Origin of the sequence: Catenulispora sp. GAS73 (assembly GCF_041262085.1) — a bacterium.
In the GTDB taxonomy this organism is placed as follows: domain Bacteria; phylum Actinomycetota; class Actinomycetes; order Streptomycetales; family Catenulisporaceae; genus Catenulispora.
In genome coordinates this window covers 437,635-454,678 of the sequence record NZ_JBGCCM010000002.1, presented here as the reverse complement: position 1 = coordinate 454,678, position 17,044 = coordinate 437,635, and the positions used below count along the sequence as shown (strand labels likewise).

Below are 17,044 nucleotides of genomic sequence, written 5' to 3'. Positions count from 1 at the left end.
CTACTCATCGCGACGTAGCTGTGACATCGGGCCGCACCCATTCGTGGAGTTTGGCCGGATTTCCGCCACCGATTGTGTCCAGGTGTGCAACCGAATCGGCGCAGGCCGCGTCAAAGGCGCCGCCGCTCCCGCCTTAGACTCAGGTGGTGAGCTTTCCGGTGGTAGGAGTCGTGGGCGGCGGCCAGTTGGCGCGCATGATGCAACAGGCCGCGATCGGCCTCGGGGTCGAGCTGCGCGTCTTGGCGCAGCAGCCGGACGATCCCGCGGCGCAGGTCACGCCGGGCACCGTGATCGGCGACCATCACGACTTCGAGGCGCTGAAGTCCTTCGCCCTCGGCTGCGACGTGCTGACCTTCGACCACGAGCACGTCCCCACCGACTTCCTGCACGAGCTGGAGGCCGCCGGCGTCGCCGTCCGCCCCGGCCCGGACGCGCTCGTCCACGCACAGGACAAGGGCCTGATGCGGCAGCGGCTGTCGGCGCTGGGGCTGCCGTGCCCCGAGTGGGCCCTGATCGCCACCGACGCCGACCTCGCCGACTTTGGCGCCACAGTCGGCTTCCCCTACGTGCTGAAGGCCACCCGCGGCGGCTACGACGGCCGCGGCGTGTGGATGGTCGACGACCTGGCCGCGGCGCGGGCGGTGCTGGCCGGCGCCGCCGAGCGCGGCGTGCGCCTGCTGGCCGAGGCCAAGGTGCCGTTCGTCCGCGAGCTCTCGGCCCAGGTCGCGCGCTCGCCGCACGGCCAGGCCGCGGCCTACCCGGTGGTCGAGTCGCTGCAGATCGACGGCGTCTGCCGCGAGGTCTACGTGCCGGCCCCGGGGCTGTCCGAGGAGGCGGCGCTGGACGCGCAGCGGATCGCGCTGACCGTCGCCAAGGAACTCGGCGTCACCGGGATGCTGGCGGTGGAGATGTTCGAGACCGCCGACGGCGCGGTGTTGATCAACGAGCTGGCGATGCGGCCGCACAACTCCGGGCACTGGAGCATGGACGGCGCGGTCACCGGCCAGTTCGAGCAGCACCTGCGGGCCGTGCTGGACCTGCCGCTGGGGCAGGTGAAGCCGGTGGCGCCGGTGGTGGTCATGGCGAACGTGCTGGGCCTGGACCTGCCCGAGGTCTACCCGGCGTACAAGCACGTCATGGCGCACGACCCCGGGGTCAAGGTGCACATGTACGGCAAGGCTGTGAAGCCGGGCCGCAAGATCGGGCACGTGAATGTCCTGGGTCTGCCGGGCAGGTCGTTCGAGGACACCGTCGAACGCGCCCGGCACGCCGCCGCTTACCTGCGAGGAGAGATCGATGAGTGAGGCGGCCGCGGGCCCCCTGGTGGGCGTCGTCATGGGCTCGGACTCCGACTGGCCGGTGATGAAGCTGGCGGCCGAGGCGCTGGAGGAGTTCGGGATCGCCTACGAGGCGGACGTGGTCTCGGCCCACCGCATGCCCCGCGAGATGATCGCCTACGGCGAGAAGGCGGCCGGCCGCGGCCTGAAGGTGATCATCGCCGGCGCCGGCGGCGCGGCCCACCTGCCCGGCATGCTCGCCTCGGTCACCCCGCTGCCGGTGATCGGCGTCCCGGTCCCGCTGAAGTACCTGGACGGCATGGACTCGCTGCTGTCGATCGTGCAGATGCCGGCCGGCGTCCCGGTCGCGACGGTGTCCGTGGGCGGCGCCCGCAACGCCGGCCTGCTCGCCGCCCGGATCCTGGCGTCCCACGACTTGGAACTGCTCGGCGCCATGCGCGCCTTCCAGGATGACCTCAACGCCCAGGCCACAGCCAAGGGTGCGGTCCTGCGTGCGGTTAGGGCAGAGTAGGCCGGGCGCATAGCGGGGCACACTCGTCTGGTATCCGTTGTCCATGCCCTACGTGGGTGACTACCGTCCGCTGAAGAGAGGACAATCACCTCACGCGCGCGACGACAATGGGGGAGCAGTTCAGTGGAGGCCAACCGACCCGCTCCGGGGCCCGGCGGCTACGGCGGCCTCGGTGCCGGGAGCATCGTCTCGAAGAACATCCAGCCGCTGCTGGAGGCCGACCCGCGGCAGATCGGGCCGTACGCGGTGCGCGGGCGGCTGGGTCAGGGGGCGATGGGCAGCGTCTACCTCGGGTTCGCGCCGACCGGGCAGGCTTTCGCGCTGAAGGTGCTGCGGCAGGACTTCGCCGCCGACCGGGACTTCCGCAAGCGCTTCGCCCGCGAGATCGCGGCGGCGCGGGCGGTGCACTCGCCGTTCGTGAACGCGGTGACGGACGCGGATCCGAACGCCGCGACGCCGTGGTTGGCGTCGTACTTCATACCGGGGCCGCCGCTGAGCGCCGCCGTGCAGCTCGCGGGGCCCTTCTCGCCGCGGTCGGTGGCGCATCTCGGGGTCGGTATCGGGCTGGCGTTGCAGGCCATCCACACCGCGGGGATCGTGCACCGGGACCTGAAGCCGGCGAACGTGCTGGTGGCCTCGGACGGGCCGCGGGTCATCGACTTCGGGATCGCCCGCGCGACGGACGCGAGCATGCTCACCGCCACCGGCATGCGGCTGGGCACGCCCAGTTTCATGGCCCCCGAGCAGGTGGCGGGGGCGGATGTGGACGCCCCGGCCGACGTCTGGGCGGTCGGCGGAATGCTGATCTACGCCGCGACCGGCCGCACGCCGTTCGGCCTCGGCGACGCGATGGCGATCCTGTACCGCGTCGAGCATCACGAGCCGGACCTTGAGGGGCTCGAACCGGCGTTGGCGTACATCGCCGCGCGGTGTCTGACGAAGGATGCTGCTGCGCGTCCCACTCCGACGCAGCTGGTTGAGATGTGCCGGGCCGCGCTCGACGGCGGTTTGCAGGGGCATCCGGCACTGCGGGGGTCGGACGTCACGGGGTGGCTGCCGTCCGCGGTGTCGCGCGATCTGGCGGCGCGGGCGGTGGAGCTGGCGAACGTGGGGCAGGTGGTTCCGGGGCCCGGGCCCGCGCCGGCTCCGATAGCTTCGCCGACGGCCGGGGCCGGCGACACCGGCCTGGGCACCGGCGCCGGCGGCAAGACCGGCGGGCTCGGCGGATTCTTGCGACGGAAAGGCGGAGGGCAGGCGACGAACGCCGGCTCCGCGACGGGGGCGGCTTACAGCGGGCAGCCCATTGGTCAATACAGTCAGGGGACTGCGATGAGTGGCGGGCAGGGTCAGTACGGGCAGCCGGGCGGCCAGACCGGCGGCGGACAGTACGGGCCTGCGCCGGGGCAGGGGCAACCGCAGGGCGTCCCGGAGCCGGACGAGCAGGACCCGAACGGGACTGGTGGGCAGTACGGCGCCGGCGCGGGTCAGACACCGCCGGGGCAGGTGCCGCCAGGGCAGGTGCCGCCGGGACAGTACGGCGGCCAGCAGCACGGGGCACCTGGCCAGTTCGGCGGGCAGCAGTACGGTGCGTCGGCTCCGCAGGGTTACGTCCAGGCCGGCGGCGGTGCGCAGCAGCCCGGGCCTCCGGCGTGGGGGCCGTCCGGGCCCTCGGGCAGCGACATGCCGACCATCATCACGCCGGCTCCGGCTGCGGCGCCGGCTCCGGCCCCGGCGCCCGAGCCGCAGGAACCGGCTTGGCGTGCCGCAACGTCGTCGCACGCGCCTGTTCCGGCGCAGGAGCCGACGCCCGAGCCGGATTCGGCAGGGCTGGCCGGGCTGCCGGCGGGGTTCACGCCGATCGGTGAGGAGGCCAAGCGGCTTGCCGCAGCGGCCGAAGCAGCGGATTCGATAGCCGCGGCCACCAATGCGCCGGACGAGAACTCGGGTTCTGGGCAGCAGCCGTCTGCCGAACCTGCTCCCGAGCCCGAGCCCGCCACGCCCGAATCCGCCGCGTCCGACGTCGATGCCGCCTTCGGCCCGCCGAAGCCGGCCAATCCCGGCGTCCCGCAGATCGCCGAGCCGACGTTCGCGACCAACTTCAACATCCCCGCCGTCACCCCGCAGTCCGAGGCCGGGGCCGCGCCGCCGGCGGCGGCGCCCAAGCCGTCGATCGGGATCCCGCAGATCGCCGAGCCCACGTTCGCCACGAACTTCAACATGCCGGTTGTCACCGCGGCGTCCGGCGCCGGCGACTCCGAGGAATCCGAGGGCGGCGCACCCGCGCCGGCGTCGAGCGGGGTCACGGTCCCGCAGATCGCGGAGCCGACGTTCGCGACCAACTTCAACATCCCGGTGGTCACCGCCACCGACCCGAACGCCGATGGCGATGACGCGCCCGCCCCGCGCACCGGCCCGCCGCAGGTCAGCGTCCCGTCCATCGCCGAGCCCGGCTGGGCGACCGGCTTCGGCATGCCCGCGGTCACCCCCGGGGCTCCGCCGCCGGACGCCGCGCCCTCCGCCGACGAAGACGCGGCCCCCAAGCCGATCACGCACGCCCCGCCGATCCCGCCGCACCTCCAGCAGCCGATGACGCCGCCTCCCGGCTTCGGCGGCCCGGCCACGGCGGCGAACCGCCAGCAGCCTCCTGCCGCGCCGGGCCAGCAGCAGGGCCAGCAGCCGGGTCAGCAGCCGTTCGCGCCGTCGCAGCCTTCGACGCCGAGCTCGCCGTTCGCGCAGACCCAGATCCAGAGTCCGCAGGGTCAGCAGCCGTTCGGCTCCCCGCCGCAGCCGCAGGGCGCGCAGGGCCCGCAGGCTTTTGGTTCCGCGCAGCCGCAGGGTCAGGCTCAGGGCGCGCAGGGTCAGCCTTCCTTCGGCTCCGCGCCGCAGCCGCAGGGCCAGCAGTCCCACCAGCCCTTCGGTTCCGCCCCGCAGTCGCCCTTCGCCGGACCCCAGGGCCAGGCTCAGCAGCCCTATGCAGCGCAGCAGCAGGCGCCTTACGCCCAGCAGCAGCCGCCGCAGGGCTATCAGCAGCCACCCCAGGCCGGCTACCAGCAGCCCCCCGCGCAGGGTTACCAGCAAGCCCCGCAAGGCTTTCAGCAGCAAGGCTTCCAGCAGCCGCCCCAGGGCTTCCAGCAGCAGCCTCCCGCCGGCCAGCACCAGGCCTACCAGCACCCGCAATCCCAGCCCCAGCCGCAGGGCCAGCCCAACCCCCAGTTCGGCTACGCACAGCAGCCCCCCGCACCGCTCCAACAGCACAACCCCCAAGTCGGCGGCATGACGATCGTCCCCCTCCCGCCGTCGATGGAGTCCCCGTACGGCGTCCCCGAACGCCCGCACGGCCCCACCCCGACCCTCCTCGACACCAGCGTCCACAAGGGCTGGTCCTCCTGGTCCGGCACCAAGCGCATCATCGTCCTCGCGGTCGCGGGCATCGTCGTCATCGGCGTCGTCGTGGGCGCGATCCTCGCGCTGTCCGGCGGCAGCTCCTCCAAGTCCGGGGCCGGCGCCCCGCCCGCCGCCGCTGTCGGCGACGCCGCCGCCACGACCGCGGCGGCGGCCGGGCCGATCGGTGCGCAGCAGGGGGCGCCGGGCGCGCGCGATGTCGTTCTGCGCGGGCTCTACGGTGCCGCCGCAGCGCACGACTTCCAGACCGTCTGCGCCTCCCAGACCGTCGGGGCGCAGCAGGGTGCCGCCAAGAGCGCGGGCTGGAACGGGCAGGGCGACCCGATGCCGCAGTGTGAGAAGTACTTCCAGGACCACTGGTCGAACATCAGCGCCGACTACCTGCGCGGCCGCCAGGTGACCGACGTGAAGCCCGGCTCGACTCCGACGACCATGACCGTCACCGTGAACGATCCTCCGGCTTCCGGCAGCGGCACCACCCGCAGCTTCACCGTGGTCTGGCAGGACCCGCACTGGCTGCTGGAGGCGGCCAGCGCCTGATCCACGCCGCGGACGGACGTCGGTCCACCAGTCCACTGGACGGCGCCGTGCTCAACGCAGCCCGGCCGGACCACTAACCTGTCAGTCATGACAGGGCATGGACCGGCCGTCGCAGCGGTCGGAAACGCGGCGGGCACAGGGAGTAATGGTACGTACTTCAGTGCCTACTCCGTGGTCGGGATCCTCCTGCTCCTGGGAGTGGCCTTCGTGGCGACGGCGTTCGGGGCCAACCGCTTGTTAAGCCCCCACGCGCCGACCCCCGAGAAACTCCTCACCTACGAATGCGGCGTCGACCCGGTCGGCGAGGGGTGGGCCCATACGCAGGTCCGCTATTACGTATATGCGTTCCTATACGCCATCTTCGCTGTAGACGCCGTATATCTGTTCCCCTGGGCGACCATCTTCGCGGCGCCCGGTTTCAAGGGGACGACGCTCGTGGAGATGTTCGTCTTCCTCGGCTTCCTGGCGGTCGGCTTGCTGTACGCCTACAAGAAGGGTGTGCTCGCATGGCTGTAGACCTCCCCATTCCGCGCGTGGGCGCCCCTGCGCAGAGCTCTGCAGAGGGAACCGGAGCGGCTCTGGGACTCCTCAACAGTGCCGCCCCGGCGCCGATGCGTGTCGTCCTCAACTGGGGACGCCGCTACTCCCTCTGGGTCTTCAACTTCGGCCTGGCCTGCTGCGCGATCGAGTTCATCGCCACCTCCATGGCCCGCCACGACTTCATCCGTTTGGGCGTCATCCCCTTCGCGCCGGGACCGCGCCAGGCGGACCTGATGGTCGTCTCCGGCACGGTCTCGGACAAGATGGCCCCGGCCGTGAAGCGCTTGTACGACCAGATGCCCGAACCCAAGTACGTGATCTCCTTCGGGTCCTGCTCCAACTGCGGGGGCCCGTACTGGGACTCCTACTGCGTTACCAAGGGCGTCGATCAGGTCATCCCGGTGGACGTCTACGTACCGGGCTGCCCTCCGCGTCCTGAAGCGTTGCTTCAAGGAATCATTAAGCTGCAGGAAAAGATTGCAGCCGAAGATCTCTCGGCGCGCTATAGCGGACGCGACCCCCGGAACGCTCCGCGGCTTCCCTTTATGCGTCGCTCTCCTAAGCATCTCTCCGCAGGGGCCATAGGGTCTACCGACGCTAAGGGATCCCCAACCGTCGCCGACACGAAGACCATCGCGGACATCCTCGCGACGGCCCAGGCGCCGGTCTCTCTGCTCCCTCCGCGCGAGGACGCCCCGACGGTCCTGCTCCCGATCGTGGAGAAGCCGAAGCCGCCGAAGCTCTTCTACCGGCGCTACCCGAAGGAGCTGCGGCGCTCCCGCGACATCGGCCTCAACATCCTCAACCAGAAGCCGGACGCCGACGATGACTGAGACCGAGACCTGGGACGACGTCCAGGAGACCTTCGGCGAACGGACCGTCACGGTCGCCTCTGAGAACTGGCTGGCCACCCTGGAGCGGGCCCACGGGCTCGGGTACACGTTCTTCGACTGGCTGACCGCCGTCGACGAGGAAGCCGCCGGATTCGACGTCTTCGCGCACGTCGCCAAGGTCGAGGGCGACGACCGGGCGACCCGCCTGCTGATCAGGACCCGCATTCCGAAGGACAAACCCGAGCTGCCCTCGGCCGTGCACGTCTATCGCGGCGCGAACTGGCACGAGCGCGAGACGTTCGAGATGTTCGGCATCACGTTCACCGACCACCCGAACCTGGTCCCGCTGCTCCTGCCCGACGGTTTCGACGGGCATCCGCTGCGCAAGGACTTCGTGCTGGCCGCGCGGGTCGCCAAGGAGTGGCCGGGGGTCAAGGAGCCGGGGGAGGGCGGGCCTTCGCACGCGGCTCCGGCCGGGCGCGCGACGCGCCGCCGGATGGTTCCGCCGGGCGTTCCGGACGGTTGGCTGAAGCCGTTGCCAGAGGACGGGGTCGACGAGTCCGGCGAGTCCGCGGGATCTGCCGAATCTGCCGCGTCCGCCGAATCCGAGACTCCCGGGCAGGAAGGCGGAGCATGACCGTCACCGACGCCGTCGTCCGGCTGGCCGTCATCCTGGGCTTCTTCCTGGTCGTGCCACTGGTCGTCGGGCAGATGGAGCACAAGGCCATGGCGCACATGCAGTCCCGCGTGGGGCCGATGTACGCCGGCGGCTTCCACGGCTGGGCGCAGCTCGTCGCGGACGGCGTGAAGTTCGCCCAGAAGGAGGACGTGGTCCCGGCAGCCGCCGACCGCCGCGTGTTCCAGCTGGCGCCCGCCGTCGCGCTGATCCCGTACCTGGTCGTGCTGGTGACGATCCCGATCGGGCCGGGCACGCAGGTCGGGCGGAACCTGGACGCCGGGCTGTTCTTCGTGCTGGCGGTGCTGGGCGTCGCCGTGCTGGGCTCGCTGATGGCAGGCTGGGCCAGCGCGAACAAGTACTCGCTGCTCGGCGGCATCCGCAGCGCGGCGCAGCTGATGGCGTACGAGCTGCCGATGATCCTGGCGGCGTCCTCGGTGGCGATGGCGGCCGGGACCCTGTCGCTGACCGGCATCGCCGAGGCCTGGCACTGGTACTGGCTGCCGTGGCAGCTGATGGGCCTGTTCGTGTTCTTCGTCTCGGGCCTGGCCGAACTCCAGCGGCCGCCCTTCGACATGCCGGTGGCTGACTCCGAGATCATCTTCGGGGCCTACACCGAGTACACCGGCATCCGCTTCGCCCTGTTCCTGCTGGCCGAGTACGCGGGCATCGTCGTGCTGTCCCTGCTGACCGCCGTGCTGTTCCTCGGCGGCTGGAAGGGCCCGTTCTACTTCGGGCTCGGCGAGGCCGGCTTCGGCTGGTTCTGGACCCTGGCGAAGACCCTGGTGCTGGCCTTCCTGGTGATCTGGCTCCGGGTGAGCTACCCGCGCCTGCGCGAGGACCAGCTGCAGAAACTGGCGTGGACGACCCTGATCCCGCTGGCGTTGGCGCAGATCGCGCTGACCGGAATCCTGAAGGTGGTCTGAACCAGATGAGCGCGGACAAGCGCGCCCTGCCCGGCGCCGGCCTGGCCAAGGGCCTGGCCACGACCCTGAAGACGATGACCCACCGCTCCGTCACGGCGCAGTACCCGGACGTGAAACCGGAGCTCCCCCCGCGTTCCCGAGGCGTGATCGCCCTGCTGGAGGAGAACTGCACCTCCTGCATGCTCTGCGCCCGCGAATGCCCCGACTGGTGCATCTACATCGACTCCCACAAGGAAGTCGTCCCGGCCACCGAGCCGGGCCAACGCGACCGCACCCGCAACGTCCTCGACCGCTTCGCGATCGACTACAGCCTGTGCATGTACTGCGGCATCTGCATCGAAGCCTGCCCCTTCGACGCCCTGTTCTGGTCCCCGGAATTCGAGTACGCCGAATTCGACATCGTCGACCTCCTCCACGAGAAGGACCGCCTCCGCGACTGGATGTGGACGGTCCCACCACCCCCCTCGCACGCCGCGAACGCCGAGCCGCCGAAGGAGATCGCCGCCGCCCAGAAGACGGTCGAGAAGCAGGCCGCGGCCGAGGCCAAGGCGGCAGCCGACCGCGCGGCGGCGGAGGCGACGGCGGTCGCGACGGCCCCAGCTGCCAAGCCGGCCACCCCCGCGTCGGCGCGGACCCAGCCGCTGCCGCGTCCCGAGGCGCCCGCGCCGAAGCCGGACGGAACGGTGCCGCTGCCGAAGCCGGAGGTCGACGACACTGCCGAGATCCCGAAGATCACGGCCCCCGACGCGTTGACGGACACGACGGAACTGCCGAAGGTCGAGTCGGCGGAGCCTCGCGCGCAGGCTGGGGACGACTCGAAGCTTTCGGCGACGCTGGCCGCTGAGATCGCGGCCGCTGAGGCTGCGGGCAAGGCCGAGCCGGAACCGACTCCTGCGGCTGCCGAGGCCAAGACCCAGCCGATGCCACTGATCGAGTCGGCCGCCGGGCCTGCCGTTGAAGCGCCGGCTGCCGAGGCCAGGACTCAGCCGCTGCCTCCGATCGAGTCGGCTGCCGAGCCTGCCGCTGAAGCGCCGACTGCCAAGGCCAAGACCCAACCGCTGCCTCCGGTCGAGCCCGCTGCCGGGCCTGCCGTTGAAGCGCCGGCTGCCGAGGCCAAGACCCAACCGCTGCCTCCGATCGAGCCGGCCGCCGAGCCTGCCGCCGAAGCTCCGCAAGAAGCTGCCGCCGAAGCTGAGGCTGAGTCGCCGGCTTCGAGCGAGCCAGCTGCTCAAGCCGAGCCGGCCGAGGCCAAGACCGAGCCGCTGCCTCCGATAGAGCCTGCTGCCGAAGCCGCGCCAGAAGCTGCGGCCGAAGTGCCAGCTCCGAGCGTGCCTGCTGCCGAGGCCGAGTCTGCTGCTGAAGCTGAGCCGGAAGCTCCCGCCGAAGCATCAGCATCGGCATCGAGCGAGCCCGCCGCCGAAGCAGCTCCCGAGCCGGCAGCCAAGCCCGCGGCCCGCTCGCGCAAAACCGCCGCATCCAAGACCACGAAGTCCACCGCCAAAACCACACCCCGCCGCCCCCGCAAGACAGCATCATCCGACTCCACCGACTCCACCGAGTCTCCCGACTCCACCGAGCCCAAGCCCCAACGCCCCCGCAAATCCGCCGCCCCCAAGCCCGCGGCACCAGCCCCAGCGCCCGACTCGGACCCGGCCCCCGACTCCGCCCCCGACACCCCGGAGGCCGCCGGATGACCACCACCCGCGCCCTGAGTTCCACCACCGGTGTGGAGATCACCTTCGTGCTCGTCGGGTTGCTGACCTTCGGTGCCGCGATCCTCACCGTGACCGTGCGCAACCTTGTGCACGCCGCGCTCTGGCTCGTCGTCTCGCTCGGCGGGCTCGCCGGGTGCTATCTGCTGCTCGCCGCCGAGTTCGTGGCGTGGGTGCAGGTGCTGATCTACGTCGGGGCCGTCGCCGTGCTGCTGCTCTTCGGGTTGATGCTCACGCGGGCGCCGATCGGGCGTACCACCGAGCTGGATTCCGGGAATCGGTGGGCTGCGGCGGTGGTGGGGTTGGCGACCGCCGGGGTGTTGGTCAGTGTCGTCGGCGACGCTGTGCGGACGACGTGGTTCGATCCGCGCCAGGCGGTCGTCAACGGCACCGCGAAGGCCGTCGGCTCCAGCCTGTTCCGCTACTGGGTGCTGCCCTTCGAGCTCCTGTCGGTGCTCCTGCTGGCCGCGCTGGTCGGGGCGATCGTCCTGTCCCGGCGGGACGTGTCCGCGGACGCCGAGTTCGCCATGGATGCCGCCGACGCCGAGACGGAGGCCGAAGCCTGACATGCACGCCATCTACCCCCTCACCCTCGCCGCGCTGCTCTTCGCGGTCGGCGTCTACGGCGTCCTCGCACGCCGCAACGCGGTGGCCGTCCTCATGGCGATCGAACTCCTCCTGAACGCGGTCAACCTCAACCTCGTCACGTTCTCCAGCCTCCTGCGCGACCAGTACGGCATGGGCCAGGTCTTCACGATCTTCCTCATCACCGTCGCCGCCGCCGAGACCGGCCTGGGCCTGGCCATCGTCCTGCTCCTCTACCGCAACCGCGGCACCGCGGCCATCGACGACGCCCGCGAACTCGGCGAGGACGGCGCCCTGGGCCTCAAGCGGGTCCCGCCGCAAGCAGACGGTGACGGCAACGGCAACGCCGACGCCGCCAACACCGCCACCGCGACAGCCGCCCGAACCCCCAAGGCGGTGACCAAATGAGCACCCTGGCCCTCTGGATCCCCCTCCTCCCCCTGCTCTCCGCCGCGGCCCTCGCGGCGGTCTCGCTGTCCGGCCGGGGCCGCCGAACGGTCCCCGCCCTGGCCGTCCTCCCCATCGCCGCCGCGGCCGTCCTCACCTTCGTCGTCCTGGTCGGCCACGGCACCGGCGCCGCCACCGAGTCCCGCATCCGCTACGCCGCGACCGGCGGCCCCGAGCTCTGGCTCGGCGCCCGCGTCGACGGCCTGGCCGCCCTGATCGCGGTCCTGGTCGGCGTCGTGGCCACCGCGGTCCAGCTCTACTCGGTCAGCTACATGGCCCACGAGGAGCGCTACACCTCCTACTCCGCCCTCATCTCGCTGTTCACGGCGGCGATGCTGGTCGTCGTCTACTCCACCGACCTGCTCGTCCTGCTGGTCGGCTGGGAGGTCATGGGCGCCTGCTCCTACTTCCTCATCGGCCACCACTGGGAACGCCCCGAGGCCCGCGGCGCCAGCATCAAGGCCTTCCTCGTCACCAAGTTCGGCGACGTCCCCTTCCTGCTGGGCATCCTGTTCCTGGCGCACGGCGCGGGCACCTTCCGCGTCCAGCCGATCCTGCAGCACGCGATCCAGCAGGGCGGCCACGGCTACACCGCCGCCGGCGCGATCCTGCTGATCGGCGGCGTCATGGGCAAGAGCGCGCAGGTCCCGCTCCAGACCTGGCTCCCGGACGCGATGGCCGGCCCGACCCCCATCAGTGCCCTGATCCACGCGGCCACCATGGTCGCCGCCGGCGTCTACGTCGTGGCCCGCCTCTACCCGGTGTTCCTGGTGACGCCGGCGGCCTTGTGGATCCTCGCGATCGCGGCGACCCTCACCACCGTGACCGCCGCGCTCTCCGCCTTCGCGCAGCGCGACCTCAAACGCATCCTCGCCTACTCCACGGTCAGCCAGCTCGCGCTGATGGTCGCGGCGCTCGCGGCCGGCGGCCGGGACGCGGCGGTCTTCCACCTGATGTCGCACGGCGGATTCAAAGCCCTGCTGTTCCTCGGCGCCGGCGTCATCATCCACAAGGCCGGCACAGGCGATGTGGACGAGCTCAACACCCAGGACCTGCGCCGCAAACTGCCGGTCACGTTCATCACCATGACGATCGGCCTCGCCGCGCTCGCCGGCGTCCCGCCCTTCTCAGGGTTCTTCTCCAAGGAGTCGATCGCCGGCGCGGCCTACGACACCGCGACGCACAGCGGCCCGACCAAGTCCCTCCTCGGCCTCACGCCACCAGCCGGCATCGGCTGGTTGGTCCTCGTCGCCACGCTCCTGACCGGCTTCCTCACCGCCGCCTACGCCCTGCGCACCTGGCTGATGCTCTTCGGCCCGCTGGAACGCGGCTGGTTCCGGTCGGCCGTCGAGCTCTCGCAGCGCCAGCCCCAGGCTCCGGCACCGTCCGGCGTGAGCATGGCTGAGGCCGAGGCCAAGGCCGAAACTGAAGTCGCGCCCCCGACGGCAGCCGATGCCGCCGCAGGCAGTGAGTGGGCCCTGGAAGCACTTGTCGCGGAATCCATCCGCGAGAAGACGGCCGCCGAGGTCGCCGCGGCCGCCGACGCCAGCGCATCCGCCGAGGCCGCGAAAGCCACCAAGGCCAAGACCAAGGTCAGGACCGGCCCCGAAGCACCACGCGCCGAACTCCTCCCGCTCGTCGTCCTCGCCGCGGTCACCACCGTGTTCGGCTTCGCCGGCCTGAACCTCGGCTGGTTCGCCTCGTGGCTCGGCGACGCGGACGGCAACGCCTACCACGCCAAGGCAGCCGAAGCGGGCAAGCTCATCCAGCCCGCCGACGCCTACCACCTGGGCCCGGGCCTGCTGTCGATCCTCTTGGCGCTGCTCGCCCTGGCCCTCGGCCTCGGCGTGGTCCTCGTCGCCGCCCGCGCCAAGCCCGGCACGGATCCGAACCACGTCCTCGGCTTCCTGCGCAAACCCGCCTTCCTCGGCTTCCGCGCCGACGACCTCCAGGACGCGGTCGTGGTCCGCCCGACCCAGGCCGCCGCGGACGCCGTCGGCTTCCTCGACACCGAAGTCGTGGACGCCTACGTGCGCGGCAGTGGGCACGCGGCCCGCCTGCTCGGCGAGGGGCTGCGCCGGATCCAGACCGGCAACGTCCAGCTCTACCTGACCGGGGTGCTGACCGGAGTCGTCGTCATCGCCGCCGCCCTCGGATTCGGAAGGTAGGGAAAGGGATGAAGGCCCTTCTGCTGGCGATGCTGCTGGTCCCGCTGGCCGGTATCGCAGTGCTCTACCTCCTGCCGCGGGACGTCGCCGAACGCTCCGCAACACGCGTCGGCTTCTACGCCGGCGGTGCCGTGCTGGTGCTCGCCGCCGCACTGGCCTGCGTCTTCGACTACACGAAGACCGGATACCAGGCGGGCGTCAACTGGAACTGGATCCCGGCTCTGCACATCCGGTTCCAGCTCGGCGTCGACGGCATCTCGCTGCCGCTGGTACTGCTCACCGCGCTGCTGTCGGCGCTGTGCTTCTTCTACTCGATCCGGCACATGCCCGACGGCGGAAGTCAGAGGTCGTACACGGCCCTGCTGCTCCTGCTCGAAATCGGCATGCTCGGGACCTTCCTGGCCGCCGACCTGATCCTGTTCTTCGTCTTCTTCGAGATCGTGCTGCTGCCGATGTGGGCGCTGATCGCCTACTGGGGCACCGACGGGGCGAAGGCGGCGGCGAACAAGTTCATCCTGTACACGCTGCTCGGCTCGGCGGTGATGGTCGTCGGCTTCCTGGTGCTCTTCGCCTACGCCGACAGCTTCGACATGGCGTGGCTGACCGCGCACGCCCGGGGCGACGTACCGAAGGGCGCCGCCCTGACGGCTTTCGCCTTGATCGCGCTCGGATTCGCGGTGAAGACGCCGATGTTCCCGCTGCACACCTGGCTCCCCGACGCGCACACCGCCGCACCGACCACCGGATCGGTGCTGCTGGCCGGAGTGCTGCTGAAGATGGGGACGTACGGGTTCGTCCGCATCGCGGTGCCGATCCTGCCGCAGGCCGCGCCGACGTACGCGCCGGCACTGGCGGCGTTCGGCGTCGTGGGCGTCATCTACGGCTCGCTCGCCTGCCTGTCGATCGCGCGCAAGCCCGACGGGGATCTGAAGCGGCTGATCGCCTACTCCTCGATCGGCCACATGGGCTTCGTACTGCTCGGCATCGGTTCACTGACCACGGTCGGCATGAACGCGGCCCTGTTCGCCTCGGTGGCGCACGGCCTGATCACCGGCTTGCTGTTCTTCCTCGTCGGCGGCCTCAAGGTGCGCGTGCACTCGGCGAAACTCGACGACATCGGACGGGCCCTGTACCGGCGGGCACCGAAGTACGGCGTGCTGATCGCCTTCGCGGCCATGGCTTCGCTGGGCCTGCCCGGACTCGCCGGATTCTGGGGCGAGGTCCTGGCATTGTTCTCGGCGACCAGGCCGGGCACCGGACTGACGCAGGGCTCGTACATCGCGATGGCCTCGATCGCGGCGGTCGGCCTGGTGCTGACGGCGACGTATCTGCTGGCCGTGGTGCGGCGGGTGTGCATGGGCCCGGCCGCGACGCCGAGCGAGCAGCCGGTGACCGAGCTGACCGCGGTGGAGACCGCGACCTGGACGCCGCTGGTCCTGTTGACACTGCTCGCCGGCCTGTGGCCGGCGCTGCTGTTGGGCATCACCAATCCCGCTGTCCGCGTCCTGATGAAGGGAGTCTGACGTGACGATCTCCTCCCTGGTCCAGAACGTCTCGTACGCGCAGATCGCCGCCCCGCTGATCGTCGCGGCGGGAGCGGTGGCGGTGCTGGTGGCGGAGGTCTTCCTGCCGCCGAAGCGGAAGCCGCTGGTGTCGTGGCTGTCGTTGCTGGTGCTCGCCGGGGCCGCAGCCCCGGACATCGCCTTGTGGCCGGGGCGCACGATCGGCACGTTCTGCATGCCGCAGAGCGCCGCCGGCCTGTACTCACTGGGGATCGGCGAGCCGCACGGCATGCCGAGCACGTGTTCTTACGTCGCCGACCGCTTCACGCTCATCTTCCAGTTCATCGCCCTGGCCGGCGCGTTCATCGTGGTCCTGATGTCTGCCGCCTCGATGAAGCGGGACCGGATCCCGACGGGGGAGTACCACTTCCTGCTGCTGTCCTCAGTGGCAGGCGTGCTTGTCCTCGCCGCCTCCCGGGACCTGATCACGCTGACCATCGCGCTGGAGACGGTGTCGCTGCCGGCGTTCGCACTGGTCGGGCTGAAGCGCTGGAGCGGCCGGTCCTCCGAGGCGGCCCTGAAGTTCTTCCTGGTATCGGTGGCCTCGACAGCGGTGATGCTGTTCGGCATCAGCCTGGTCTACGGCGCGACGGGCAACGTGCACTTCGGCCCGGTCGCACTGCACCTGCACGCGCTGACGGGCGCGACCGGCGGGACCAGCGGCCCGATCCGGCACCTGGCCTACCTCGGAGCAGGGATGACGCTGGTCGGGTTCGGCTTCAAGGTGTCAGCGGTCCCGTTCCACTTCTGGACGCCGGACACCTACGCCGGCGCACCGGTACCGGTCGCGGCGTACCTCTCGGTGGTCTCGAAGGCGGCGGGCTTCGCCGGACTGATCCTGTTGACCGGCACGGCTTTCAGCCCCCTGCTGAACAAGACCGGCCCCCTGCTGGCGGTGCTGGCCGCGCTGACGATGTCACTCGGGAACCTGGTCGCACTACGCCAGCGCGACGCGGTGCGACTACTGGCCTGGTCCACGATCGGGCAAGCGGGATACATCCTGGTACCACTGGCGGCGCACGATCCGACGTCGTACACGAAGCACATCAACGCCTCGGTGGCCTACATCATCATGTACGCCGCGATGAACCTCGGCGCATTCGCGGTAGTGCACTCGGTGCACAGCACGAGCCTGGACGCCTACCGCGGTCTGGCGAAGACACGGCCACTGGCCTCAGCGGCGCTGGCCTTCTTCCTACTCTGCCTCGCCGGCCTGCCCCCGGGCTTGATGGGACTGTTCGCGAAGGTGGCAGTGTTCGGCGCCGCAGCCGGCTCGCACCTGGTGTGGCTGGCGGTGGTGATGGCAGTGAACGTGGTGATCGCGCTGTACTACTACCTGAGCTGGACCGCGCGCCTGTTCGCGACTCCGGACGCTGCCACGGCGGCCGTCGGCCGCTCGCCGGCCACACTGCGGTTCGCGATCGGGCTGACGGTGCTGGCAGCGCTGCTGTTCTCGGTCTGGCCGCAGTCGGCGCTGGGGGCGTTTTAGGGCGGCGCTGCTCGGACCGGCGATGTGGTGAGTCGTGTCCGACCGGACCATGCGGGGTGTTGGTTCTGGGTCCCTCGCCGCGTCGGCGGGCTCTGCCAACCTGGCCGGTTTGGCGGTGTCAAGCCGGGCGCGGCTGGACCACAGCAGCAGGGGTGCGGCTTGATTCCGCCAAACCGGGCTGGTTCCGTTTACGGCGACGACGCGGCGAGGGACCCAGAACCTCGGTGACCACAAGCAGCGACCACCGCCGACCAGCGCAACGCAGGCAACAGCGGATAGGAAGCCGAACAGTCGCGGGCCGCCGCCGAACCGCCGGACGCGCGGGTCGCCCCCTCGCTGTAGAGCGCCCGCCGGA

12 protein-coding genes and 1 pseudogene are annotated in these 17,044 nt (G+C 70.9%); all 13 read left to right on the top strand.

Annotated features, from left to right (window positions below):
- Nucleotides 1-146 precede the first annotated feature (146 nt).
- The 13 genes and pseudogenes from ABH935_RS04570 (at nt 147) to ABH935_RS04510 (ending at nt 16,689) form a co-directional block, all read left to right on the top strand.
- A complete protein-coding gene (locus ABH935_RS04570; RefSeq protein WP_370376469.1) occupies nt 147-1,304 on the top strand; it encodes a 5-(carboxyamino)imidazole ribonucleotide synthase in 1,158 nt (385 codons plus the stop codon).
- Nucleotides 1,297-1,809, top strand: coding sequence for a 5-(carboxyamino)imidazole ribonucleotide mutase (gene purE / locus ABH935_RS04565; protein WP_370376468.1), 513 nt, complete (start codon nt 1,297-1,299; stop codon nt 1,807-1,809). Before ABH935_RS04570 ends, purE begins: the two co-directional genes overlap by 8 nt.
- A gap of 123 nt (nt 1,810-1,932) precedes the next feature.
- Nucleotides 1,933-5,751, top strand: coding sequence for a protein kinase (locus ABH935_RS04560; protein ID WP_370376467.1), 3,819 nt, complete (start codon nt 1,933-1,935; stop codon nt 5,749-5,751).
- Between the two features lie 87 nt (nt 5,752-5,838).
- Complete coding sequence (locus ABH935_RS04555) at nt 5,839-6,267, top strand: NADH-quinone oxidoreductase subunit A (protein ID WP_194922195.1); 429 nt, start codon at nt 5,839-5,841, stop codon at nt 6,265-6,267.
- Nucleotides 6,258-6,806, top strand: a pseudogene (locus tag ABH935_RS04550) (NADH-quinone oxidoreductase subunit B); the annotation flags it as partial. The gene ABH935_RS04555 and the pseudogene ABH935_RS04550, both read left to right, overlap by 10 nt.
- Nucleotides 6,807-7,116: 310 nt before the next feature.
- Nucleotides 7,117-7,761, top strand: a complete 645-nt coding sequence (locus ABH935_RS04545; RefSeq protein ID WP_370376466.1) for an NADH-quinone oxidoreductase subunit C — start codon at nt 7,117-7,119, stop codon at nt 7,759-7,761.
- Nucleotides 7,758-8,726, top strand: a complete 969-nt coding sequence (locus tag ABH935_RS04540; RefSeq protein WP_370376465.1) for an NADH-quinone oxidoreductase subunit H — start codon at nt 7,758-7,760, stop codon at nt 8,724-8,726. The genes ABH935_RS04545 and ABH935_RS04540 overlap by 4 nt, the downstream gene beginning before the upstream one ends.
- A gap of 5 nt (nt 8,727-8,731) precedes the next feature.
- The gene (locus ABH935_RS04535) at nt 8,732-10,420 is read left to right on the top strand and encodes an NADH-quinone oxidoreductase subunit I (RefSeq protein ID WP_370376464.1); all 1,689 of its coding nucleotides are present in this window, start codon (nt 8,732-8,734) and stop codon (nt 10,418-10,420) included.
- Nucleotides 10,417-11,004, top strand: coding sequence for an NADH-quinone oxidoreductase subunit J (locus ABH935_RS04530; protein WP_370376463.1), 588 nt, complete (start codon nt 10,417-10,419; stop codon nt 11,002-11,004). The genes ABH935_RS04535 and ABH935_RS04530 overlap by 4 nt, the downstream gene beginning before the upstream one ends.
- Before the next feature lies 1 nt (nt 11,005).
- Nucleotides 11,006-11,431, top strand: coding sequence for an NADH-quinone oxidoreductase subunit NuoK (gene nuoK / locus ABH935_RS04525; RefSeq protein ID WP_370376462.1), 426 nt, complete (start codon nt 11,006-11,008; stop codon nt 11,429-11,431).
- On the top strand, nt 11,428-13,638 hold the full coding sequence (locus ABH935_RS04520) for an NADH-quinone oxidoreductase subunit L (RefSeq protein ID WP_370376461.1): 2,211 nt from the start codon (nt 11,428-11,430) through the stop codon (nt 13,636-13,638). Before nuoK ends, ABH935_RS04520 begins: the two co-directional genes overlap by 4 nt.
- 8 nt (nt 13,639-13,646) lie before the next feature.
- On the top strand, nt 13,647-15,161 hold the full coding sequence (locus ABH935_RS04515; protein ID WP_370376460.1) for a NuoM family protein: 1,515 nt from the start codon (nt 13,647-13,649) through the stop codon (nt 15,159-15,161).
- A 1-nt stretch (nt 15,162) separates the two neighbouring features.
- Nucleotides 15,163-16,689 carry an NADH-quinone oxidoreductase subunit N gene (locus ABH935_RS04510; RefSeq protein WP_370376459.1) on the top strand — a complete coding sequence of 509 codons (1,527 nt, stop codon included), beginning with the start codon at nt 15,163-15,165 and terminating at the stop codon, nt 16,687-16,689.
- The last annotated feature ends 355 nt before the right edge of the window (nt 16,690-17,044 follow it).